General features: G+C 66.4%; 11 protein-coding genes. 5 read left to right on the top strand and 6 right to left on the bottom strand.

The window, feature by feature from the left end; translation table 11 throughout:
• Positions 1-142: 142 nt before the first annotated feature.
• Positions 143-1,825, bottom strand: a complete 1,683-nt coding sequence (locus NU1_RS08745) for a hypothetical protein (RefSeq protein ID WP_067519211.1) — start codon at positions 1,823-1,825, stop codon at positions 143-145.
• A gap of 251 nt (positions 1,826-2,076) precedes the next feature.
• Here NU1_RS08745 and NU1_RS40135 point away from each other — a divergent pair, with 251 nt between their 5' ends.
• Genes NU1_RS40135 through NU1_RS08730 form a run of 3 tightly spaced genes read left to right on the top strand, consistent with a single transcriptional unit; the run spans position 2,077 to position 4,622 of the window.
• Positions 2,077-2,457, top strand: a complete 381-nt coding sequence (locus tag NU1_RS40135) for a hypothetical protein (protein WP_157552054.1) — start codon at positions 2,077-2,079, stop codon at positions 2,455-2,457.
• Positions 2,458-2,469: 12 nt separating this feature from the next.
• Complete coding sequence (locus NU1_RS08735) at positions 2,470-3,375, top strand: SGNH/GDSL hydrolase family protein (RefSeq protein ID WP_084521106.1); 906 nt, start codon at positions 2,470-2,472, stop codon at positions 3,373-3,375.
• Positions 3,376-3,395: 20 nt separating this feature from the next.
• The gene (locus NU1_RS08730) at positions 3,396-4,622 is read left to right on the top strand and encodes an acyltransferase family protein (RefSeq protein ID WP_245720010.1); all 1,227 of its coding nucleotides are present in this window, start codon (positions 3,396-3,398) and stop codon (positions 4,620-4,622) included.
• A 2-nt stretch (positions 4,623-4,624) separates the two neighbouring features.
• Here NU1_RS08730 and NU1_RS08725 read toward each other — a convergent pair whose 3' ends face one another.
• The 4 genes from NU1_RS08725 to NU1_RS41210 all read right to left on the bottom strand — a co-directional run bounded on the left by NU1_RS08725 (position 4,625) and on the right by NU1_RS41210 (position 6,698).
• Entirely contained in the window at positions 4,625-5,245 is a 621-nt protein-coding gene (locus NU1_RS08725; RefSeq protein ID WP_067519203.1) for a TetR/AcrR family transcriptional regulator, read from the bottom strand.
• A 125-nt stretch (positions 5,246-5,370) separates the two neighbouring features.
• Positions 5,371-5,544 carry a hypothetical protein gene (locus NU1_RS42150; protein ID WP_169815019.1) on the bottom strand — a complete coding sequence of 58 codons (174 nt, stop codon included), beginning with the start codon at positions 5,542-5,544 and terminating at the stop codon, positions 5,371-5,373.
• A gap of 142 nt (positions 5,545-5,686) precedes the next feature.
• Positions 5,687-6,202, bottom strand: a complete 516-nt coding sequence (locus NU1_RS08720; protein WP_067519201.1) for a gamma carbonic anhydrase family protein — start codon at positions 6,200-6,202, stop codon at positions 5,687-5,689.
• 337 nt (positions 6,203-6,539) lie between these two features.
• Entirely contained in the window at positions 6,540-6,698 is a 159-nt protein-coding gene (locus NU1_RS41210) for a hypothetical protein (RefSeq protein WP_245720009.1), read from the bottom strand.
• Positions 6,699-6,754: 56 nt separating this feature from the next.
• Here NU1_RS41210 and NU1_RS08715 point away from each other — a divergent pair, with 56 nt between their 5' ends.
• Both NU1_RS08715 and ald read left to right on the top strand, forming a co-directional pair.
• Positions 6,755-6,952, top strand: a complete 198-nt coding sequence (locus NU1_RS08715; RefSeq protein ID WP_157552053.1) for a hypothetical protein — start codon at positions 6,755-6,757, stop codon at positions 6,950-6,952.
• 322 nt (positions 6,953-7,274) lie between these two features.
• Positions 7,275-8,390 carry an alanine dehydrogenase gene (gene ald / locus NU1_RS08710; RefSeq protein WP_067519197.1) on the top strand — a complete coding sequence of 372 codons (1,116 nt, stop codon included), beginning with the start codon at positions 7,275-7,277 and terminating at the stop codon, positions 8,388-8,390.
• A 303-nt stretch (positions 8,391-8,693) separates the two neighbouring features.
• Here the strand turns inward: ald and sigJ are convergent, their stop codons facing one another.
• Positions 8,694-9,641 carry an RNA polymerase sigma factor SigJ gene (sigJ, locus tag NU1_RS08705; RefSeq protein WP_067519195.1) on the bottom strand — a complete coding sequence of 316 codons (948 nt, stop codon included), beginning with the start codon at positions 9,639-9,641 and terminating at the stop codon, positions 8,694-8,696.
• Positions 9,642-9,726: the final 85 nt, after the last annotated feature.

Genomic DNA, 9,726 nt, shown 5'->3' with positions numbered 1-9,726 from the left:
GGCCAAAAGCGCGCCGGGATGACGGGCGGGATGCGCACGGGATGGGGTGGGTTGCGCGCCGGGAAGGGGTGGTTGTGTGCCGGGACGGGGGCGGGTTGTGTGCCGGGATGACGGGGGTTGTGCGCTGGGATGTTGGGGCGGGTCAGTCGATACTGCGTATCAGCACCGACTTGAATAGGAAAACGGCTGCACGGGAGCAGATTCGGTAGATTCCGGAGCTGTCCTCCAGAAAGTCGGGCAGGCCGAATCCGGCCGCTGCCTCGCGGTAGAGGTCGGGGTCTATGGGGGTGGCCGCACCGGCTACGCGATCGGTTTCCTCGACGAGCTCGTCGGTGTGGCCCAGTGGGGGGATGTAGGCCTTCTCCACGAAGGTTTCGAGGAGCGTGCTCAGGACGAGCAGCGCGGTGGGGTCGTGGGCCGGGACACCGAGCAGGTAGGCGAGGCGGTAGGCGGCTCGGGACGGGTTGTGGCGCAGCGCTCTGGTATCCGGCAGGCCAAGTACCGCCGCCGCGACGGCCCCCTGGGCGGTGGCGGGCGGGGCGGGGGTCGGTAGCGGGGGATGATCGTCCAGGTCGCCACGGTGGATGATGGCGGAGGCTGTTAAAAGCCTCGCGGTGCGGTGGACTTCGATAATGGCGTCGCTGAGGTCATTGGTGACCACACCGAAGATCTCGGCGGTGCCGTCGGGATCGTCGATTTCCGGGATCAGCGCACGGGTCAGGGCGTTGGTCGCGGTGGCGATGTCCTGGGTGCGCGATCCATGGGGGAGTTGCGGGGAGCGGGCGAAATTCGCTATCAGCTGGCGCAATTGGACCAGGCCGCGCAGGTCGTCGGCGGGAAGATCCAGGAGATACGCCAGGCGGGTGGGCGCGGCCACCAGATCGCGCAGCGCCTCTTCGATCGAGCCGTAGCCGAGCAGGGTGGCGACCGCCTGACCGTTCTCCGGGGAGGTGGGAATGCACCACCAGGAGCTGTACCGGACGAATTCGGCCGAACCGTATCCCGTTGTGGTGGGCCAGAGTTCGGATTGGCGCGCGAACTCGTGCAGATGCTGGTTGGATTCGCGGGCGCCGAGGCTGGGCGGGGTGTGGAACTGGATCTCGATCCGGATATCGGAATCGGGGGCCGTCCAGACGGCGCGGTAATCCTTGTAGCGCGAGTGGCTCCAGGAATTCGCCTCCGAACCGGGCACCACGGTGTACCCGCGGCGCGCGAGGAGAGCGGAGATCAGCTCGGTGCTGGAGGTGTACTGCTCGGTATCGAAAACCAGTGTGTAGCGGACGATATCGTTGATGGTGCTCAGGGCCGTCGGCAGCGAAACTCCCTCGGAGCGCATGACGGCGAGCTGGCGGTGCAGCGAATCGAGACTCTTCATCGAGGCGAATTCGGTGGCGCGCCGGGCATCGCGCGTCGGGGTCAACGGTGCGAGGATCTCATCGAGGCAGGCGGCGGTCTCGGCGTCGGTGTGTACGGCGCGGTCCCAGTGTGCGCGCAGCGAATCTGCCTCGCTCACAGAGAGTTTCGGGACCTGTATCGCAGATTCGGTCTGCTGGCTGGCAGCCGCGATGCCGAATCGCGCGGCGAGCACCTCATCGGCTTCGGCGTCGCTGATCTCGACCAGATGCGGTACCGAGGACGGCCGGGGATCGGTCGCGTCGTAGAGCGCCGAGGTGGGAGCCCAGCCGCCCCAGACTCGGAACGACTCGTCGTAGACACGATCGGGGAGCTCGCGGCGGCGCACGACGGTGGTGGGCGCCTCGCCGGATTCGAAGTTCCGCTTGGCGGGGTAGTGGGCCCAGTAGCGCGAATCGATGCTGTTGGACATGATGATCCCCCACCCTCGGTATGCCATAACAAGATCGTTCGGGTCAGCTTAAGGCCGCACCGGACACCATGCCGAATGGTCCCCGGACGGCCGACTTCGGGGGTTCGGCGGACGTGCGCCCCTGGAAGTTGGGGATGGGAAAAGTCCGATGGGTGGGAAAAGATCGGGAATCAGTCCGGGCAGCAGGGCCTGTGCCTACACTCTCCGAAAAAGTGAACGGCATAGTTTTCAGTTATTGGTTGAGGTGTTTCATGAGGTCTAATCTCGCAAAACGGTCCGGTGTTGTTCGGGCCGTGGCCGCGGTGGTCGGCGCGGTGGCGCTGGTAGCGATGGTTACCGCGTGCGGCGGGGGCGACTCCGAGCCCGCGCCGACGAGCGGGACGCCGACCAGTGTCGTGGTGAGCTCGTCTGCCGCGGCACCCGATACGGTGGCGCCGTCGACGGAAATCCCCACGCCGGAGCCGCCACCCGCGGCCTCCGAGACCCCTGCCCCGGCGGCCCCCGCCCCGGAGGCACCCGCGCAGTTGCAGGTTCCGACCCAACCGGCGCAAACCCGGCCGCAGCCACCCGAACCCACGAAACCCGCTCCGACACTGTCGGATCCGGGATTCGAGCCGCGAGCCGGATACTGAGGTAGCGACACCGTGGGAAAGAAGATCGGCGCGCGCTGGCTATGCGCGGCGGCGCTGGCGGTCGCCGCGTCGATGAGTGGGTCAGCGGTGAGCGCGGCGGATACGCCCGAGGGCAAAGAGCTTGTCATTCTTGGTGATTCATTCAGCTCCAATGCCTGGATTCTCGAATCCGACACCCTGAAGTGCTGGCACGGTGAGACCTCGTGGCCTACCCAGCTGAGCGCTTTGATGGGCGTGGCCGGGACATCGGACTACCTCGATATGTCGTGCCCGGGAGCATCGCTCGACACTCCGCCGAGCTATACGGCGGTGTGGGAGACCAAGCAGGCCGACAAGGAGGGCGCGTTCGGTCCGCGTACCGAATTGGTGACACTGCAATTCGGTCTCAATGATCGCTGGGGCGCCCACGAGACCACCATGTGGTTCGCCCTGCAGCAGTGCGTACTCAACCTCATCGAGGGGTGTGGCACCGAGGCCGCCGATCAGGGCCGCATCCCCGACTTCCGCGAAGTGACCGGTACGGCCTACGCGGCACGAATTCGCAGTGTGGTCGAGTACGTGAAGTACTACGCGCCGAATGCGCGCATTGTCATGGTCGGATACCCCGAACTGTTTCCTGCCGGTCAGGACACCGTGTGCTTCAACGCATTCGGCGTCGTACGGTTCGTGCAGCCACGCGGACGGGCCGCTATCGAATTTGTGGATCGGCTCGACCGCGCACAGCGCGAGGCCGCGCGATTGCTCGATATCGACTTCTTCGATGCGCGCCGGGCGACCGCCGGTCACGGACTGTGCACGGAAGATTCCTGGATCAACGACTTCCAGGATCCCCGCGATCCGAATGCGATTCCGTTCCACCCCTCCGTGCGCGGTGATGCCGAGATGGCCAGCGGGATCCATGAACTGGCGCGACGCTGATGGTCGAGGTGGCACCCGCGGTGGGGTCCGCGGGAATCGTCGCCGACGAGCAGAAGCGGCCGGCGTTACCCTCGCTGACCGGCGGACGCTGGTGGGCGGCCTTCGCGGTATTCGTCCTGCACGCCTTGGTCTTTCTGCCGGTCTACCCGTTCCAGAAGTCCGAACTGTTCCGGCAGATCCACCAGTGGGTGCCCATGCAGTTGGGGGCCGCCGGGGTCACCTTCTTCTTCGTCCTGTCCGGCTTCATCATCTACTGGTCGTTCCGGCCCGGGATGTCGGTGCGCGGGTTCTATCGCCGTCGAGTGCTGAAGATCTATCCGACGCATCTGCTGGCGGCGGCGGTCTTCATTCTGGCGGCGGGGGTGCCGCTGTCCCGGCTGGTCGTCTGGGCACCGAATCTGCTGCTGGTGCACACCTGGGTGCCGAAGTGGACCACCGTGGGCGGACTCAATGTACCCGCGTGGTCACTGGCCTCGGAAATGCTGTTCTACCTGAGCTTTCCACTGCTGCTGCCGCTCGTGCGCAGGGTTCCGACCCAGCGCCTGCTGTTGGCGGCCGGACTGCTGATGCTCGCCATTCTGGCCCTGCATACCGCCTACTACCTGTGGGTGCCGGGCCCGAAGGGGATCGCCAATGCCTTTGCGCCCCGGCTGGTTCCGGGTGATGCCTCCCCGTTCTTCGAACTGCACGCCGCACAGGCGTGGTTCCGGCAGCCGGATATTCCGGTCTCCCCGTCCTACTGGCTCAGCTACAACTTCCCGGCCTCACGACTGCCGGAGTTCTTCCTCGGTGTGTTCGCCGCGCGCATGGTGCTCGAAGGACGCTGGCGCAGTACCCGTCTCGCACCGCCGCTGATCGCACTCACCATCGCGTACGCCGCCACCTGGGTGGTACCGGTCAACTACAAGATGTCGGCACTGCTGCTCGCGCCCATGACCGCCGTCGTGGCGACCATGGCCGCCCGTGATCTGCAAGGTATTCGCGGCCTCAATGCCCACCCGCGCATGGTGTGGCTGGGCAATATCTCCTATGCCTTCTATCTGATCCAGTTTCCGGTCATGGTGCTGATCACCCGAATGTTCATTGGCGGCAAGGAATTCGGCATCGGGGGCTGGGCCGGATTCACCGCGCTGAGCCTGGTGCTGTCGGTGCTCGCGGCCGCCGCGCTCTACCACTGGATGGATCTGCCGATCATGCGGCGCTTCGCCGGGCGGCGCACCGTCGTGGCCGGGTCGGCGTCGCAGTAACGTCAGGATGGGTGGACGCCCACCATCGGCAGCAGGGTGCGGCGGGCGAATTCGCGGGCGGCCTGTTCATTGCCGAGCGGGATGATGCCGTCCGGTGTCAATGCCAGTGAGAGGGCGAGCCGGGCCATGATCTCCGCGACCAGGTCGGCATCGAAGTCGGTACTGGGATTCGCGGCCTGCAGCTCGCGGAGCTTACCCGCCAGGTAAACACGTCCGACCTCGAGGATCGGGCCGCCCTCGGTGGTGAGGCGCGGCAGCACCAGATCGGGTTCGGTGCGCAGCAGGCGCCGCAAAAGTTCGTTGCGGGCCATCGCGGTGATGAATGCGACGAAGGTTTCCACCAGCTGCTCGTCGCTGGTGCCGAATTCCTGTGTGTACTTATCGATTTCAGCGACGAGCTGTTGGGCCTCGCGGACGCTGACGGCCTCGACGAGTTCGTTCTTGGATTCGAAGCGGCGGTAGAGGGTGGCCGGACTGATGCCCGCGCGGCGCGCGATCTCGCCCATACTGGTCCGCTTGATCCCGAAATCCAGGAAGGCCGACAGCGCGCTTTCCAGGAGCTGTTCACCGTCCGCCCGTGGCTTTTCCAGAATGCGTTGCAGGATGCTGGGCACGGAGGGCATCGAGTCTCCAGTCGATCGGTGTGGTTGACCGCGTCGATGCGGCAAGGCGAGCGTCATTATTTCATCGCACCACTCACCCCGGGTGTGGACGCGGGGTCGATCAACCGGCTCCGAGGGTCGGCGAGTCAGCACACGTTGAGTGCGGCCATCTCGCGCTCGATCGCATTCGCGGCGAAATCGATTCCATTGGAACGTAATTCGTGTACGCGGCGCTGTAGCGCCTCGATGCCCCCCGGCTGGGCCGCTATATCGGCCACACTGATTCGCCGTCGGTGCATACCGTCTCGCTCGTACGCCACCGTTGAAACCTCCTGCTAGCCCCATGCGCGCACCCGGCGAGCGGCGGCACAGCCCGGGCCGCCGGGAACGCTGCGCACGATGCTAACAGCGACATGTATTGGTCGCTTGTTCAGTGTGCTGAATATCACGTACCCCCTTCAGTCACATCTCTTGACCCTCGCGGTGCATGCTCATGTTGTGCAGGTACACCGCGGCATTGAGCTTGATGCGGTCCAGCTCGGCCTCGCCCAGCTCCCGGCGTACCTTGCCCGGCACTCCGGCCACCAGCGAGTTCGGTGGAATCTGCGCCCCCTCCGGAATGAGCGCATTGGCCGCGATCAGGCTGCCCGCGCCGACTACCGCACCATTGAGAACGGTCGCACCCATACCGACCAGCACATCGTCGCCGATAGTGCAGCCGTGCAGAATCGCGTTGTGCCCCACCGAAACTCCCTCGCCCACGGTACAGGCGAAGCCCGGATCGGCATGCAGTACACAGCCGTCCTGGATATTGGTGCGGGCACCGACGGTGATGTCCTCGAGGTCGCCGCGCAATACCGCCGAATACCAGATGCTCACCTCGGCATCGAGCTTTACGCGTCCGATAATGGTGGCATTCGGCGCGATCCACGCGCTGTCGTCGATCTGCGGTTCGTGCTCGCCCAAACGAATCTTCATGGTGGTGAAGCTATCGGAGCGGATGTCGGGCGACCGGGCGGGGTGCGCAGGTCGGGCTGCTGGGGTGGGGCGACGTAGTCCGGGCCGCGCGTGCTGCCGCTGCTGCGCAGGCTCGCCCGCGTTCCGGGTCGACTGCGCTGTACCGGTCCGCCCCGAATCGTCGTGAGCCGCCGCTGTGTGTTGGTCGCCAGCGCGGTACTACTTGCCGACTCGCGGTGGTGGCGTATCGGTGGGTCGCCGTGGTGGCCGAACTGGCTGCGTGCTCACGGAATCGCATGAGGCGGCGGGATTCTGCCGTCTCAGTGCGATTCCTGTCCGTCTGAGCCGGAAGTATGGATCAGCTCGCGCGCCGGGCCGTCGTCGACCGAAAGGCCGCGCGATGTGCGGCGGGCGTGACGCCGAGAACGCGGTGGAAGTGGTGGCGCAGATTCACCGCGGTGCCCAATCCGGGATCGGCGGCAATGCGATCCATGGTGGCGGTGGGTGGTGACCTCACCGCCGTCGGCCGGCCCGCTGGCGGCGACCGCCCAGGAGCCGAGACAGAGTCCGGTAATGCGCGCCGCGGTCATATGCGCGGTGCGGGCCGCCGAGGTGCTCGGTGACGCGGTGATCGTACCGTTGCACGGTGAGGGCTGGGCGCACTTCTCCGAGACCCTGGACTATCTGGCGCGCAATTTCGACTACGCGGGGCGCGCGGACCAGCCGCGCATTCCGGTTGCGGGTGAGGTCTTGACGGTTGCTACTGGATGACCGCGAATGCTGGACACCACAGGGCACAGTGATCCTGACGCGAGGGCACTTCCGTCATCCCGGCGCGCTTTTGGCCGGGATCCACGTTCTGAACGGAGGTGGATTCCGGCCAAAAGCATGCCGGAATGACGGGTTTGTGGCGGATTTTTGACGGGTTTGTGTTTGGGATCGAGTGCGATGGCGGTGCGAAGACGGGCCGGGGTCCGTTGGCCGGTGCTGAAGCCCGTGCGACTCCGAATCTCCGTTGCCGCACGGTTGCTTGCTGGCAACTCGCATTGCGGAGGTAATGGCGGGTGCGGGCTGAGTCGGCCACGATGGCGGTATGAGGATCGGCGTTCCGCGGGAGGTCAAGCAGCAGGAGTATCGGGTGGCGCTCACCCCGGCCGGGGCCGGGGAGCTGGTGCGCCACGGACACGAGGTGCTGGTCGAAGCGGGTGCGGGGGTGGGGTCCGGATTCAGGGACGAGGAATACACCGGCGTGGGGGTGCGGCTGCTGCCCACTGCCGACGATGTGTGGCGTGCCGCCGAACTGGTATTGAAGGTGAAAGAACCGATCGCCGAGGAGTATTCGCGCCTGCGAGCCGGGCAGGTGCTGTTCACCTATCTGCATCTGGCGGCCTCCCGCGAATGCACCGAGGCGATCTTGCACTCGGGTATTACCGCCATCGCCTATGAGACGGTGCGCTCCGCCGACGGGACGCTGCCGCTGCTCGCGCCCATGAGTGAGGTGGCGGGCAAGCTCGGCACCCAGGTCGGCGCGTATCACCTGATGTCACCGCAGGGTGGGGCCGGCGTGCTGCTCGGCGGGGTGCCGGGGGTGCGGCGGGCCGATGTCGTCGTGCTCGGCGGCGGGATGGCGGGGAGCAATGCGGCGGCGGTGGCGGTGGGTATGGGGGCGCGGGTCACCGTGCTCGATACCAATCCGAAGCGTCTGCGGGAACTCGACGCGCGGTTCGCGGGTGGCATCACCACCCTCGGATCCAACGCCTCCGAGGTCGAAAACGCGGTACTGGCAGCGGATCTGGTGATCGGCTCGGTACTGGTTCCGGGTGCTCGCGCACCGCAGTTGGTACCCGACAGCCTGGTCGCGCGCATGCGGCCCGGGTCGGTCCTGGTCGATATCGCCATCGACCAGGGTGGGTGCTTCGAGAGCTCGCATCCGACCACGCACTCGAATCCCACCTTCCGAGTGGCGGATTCGCTGTTCTACTGTGTGGCCAATATGCCCGGCGCGGTACCGCACACCGCCACCGCGGCCCTCACCAATGCCACCCTGCCGTATGTGCGAGCCATCGCGGATCTGGGCTGGCGCGCGGCCTGCGACGCGGATCACGGCTTGGCGCAGGGGCTTACGGCCGATGCCGGGAAGCTGTACTCCGTGGAGGTGGCACAGGCACACGGCCTGGGTTCGGTCGGCGGAGCGGCAACCCGGCCCTAGCGCTCCCAGTCGTCCTGGGATTCGGCTTCCCTCGTCATTCCGGCGTGCTTTTGGCCGGAATCCACACCCCGTAGCAGTGGATCCCGGCCAAAAGCACGCCGGGATGACGGGGCTCGCATATCCAGGACGACGGGCCTCGCACATGCGGGGTGACGGGGCTCGACGGGGCTCGTATATGGACGGCGGGGCTCGAATATGGACGGCGGGGTTCGCATGTTGATGGCGGGGGCCTGCATGGAACGGCACCGTGCCCCGGAACCGATCGGTTCCGGGGCACGGTCACAGGTGCGCGGGCTGTGAAACCTATTCGCCCAGTGGCCAATCCGGGTCGCCATCGACCGGGAGGTCGCGCAGCTTGTCCGGGTTGCGGACCACGGCGATATTGGTGATGCGGCCCTCGTCGACGGTGAAGGAGAACACCCCGGTGTTCTTGCCGTCGAAGATCACCAGGCCGGGCTGACCATTGACCTGCACCATGCGGCCCCACGCACCGCCGACCTCGCTGGCCTTGTCGAGGAAGGTGAGGAAGGTTCCGGCGACCGTCTCCGCGCCGTACAGCGGTTCCAGGAACGCCATGACCTTGCCGCCGCCGTCGGCCGTGAAGACGACGTCCTGGTCGAGCATGCCGAGTAGTGCGCTCAGATCACCGGAGCGCCAGGCCACCGCGAAGGCCGACACCACCTTGGCATGTTCATCGCGACTGGCCGGGAAGCGCGGGGTGCCCTCCTGGACGTGCTTGCGGGCACGAGAGGCCAACTGCCGCACGGCCGCCGGAGTGCGGCCCACCACGTCGGCGACCTCCGGTCCGGTCATGCCGAACACCTCCTGTAGAACGAAGGCGGTGCGTTCGGCGGGCGAGAGGGATTCCAACACCACCAGCAGCGCGGTGGTCACCCGGTCGTCCTGGGAGATCTTGTCGGCCGGATTGTCCTCCCACGCGCTGACCTCCGGCTCCGGAAGCCATTCGCCCACATACTGTTCGCGGCGCGCCCGCGCCGATCCGAGATGGTCGAGCGCCAGCCGTCCGGTGACAGTGGTCAGCCAGGCGCGCAGATTATCGATCTCCGCGCCGTCTGGCCGCGTCTCATAGAACCGCTGCAGCCGCAGCCACGCCTCCTGCACCACATCGTCGGCATCGCTGAGGCTGCCGAGCGTGCTGTAGGCGACCCGCCGCAGATACGCGCGATGCTCCTCGAACTCCCGAGCCAATTCGGCCGGGTCGGGTGCACTGGTGTGATTGTCCGTGGTCACTGCTGCCTTGCCGTTCGTCCGGGTCGCCGATGCGGCGACGAGCCTGGAGAGCCTATGCCACTGAACCGACGAAACAGACCGCCTG

The sequence above is a fragment of the Nocardia uniformis NBRC 13702 genome, assembly GCF_001613345.1.
Lineage (GTDB): Bacteria > Actinomycetota > Actinomycetes > Mycobacteriales > Mycobacteriaceae > Nocardia > Nocardia uniformis.
This window is presented reverse-complemented; position numbering and strand designations above follow the sequence as displayed.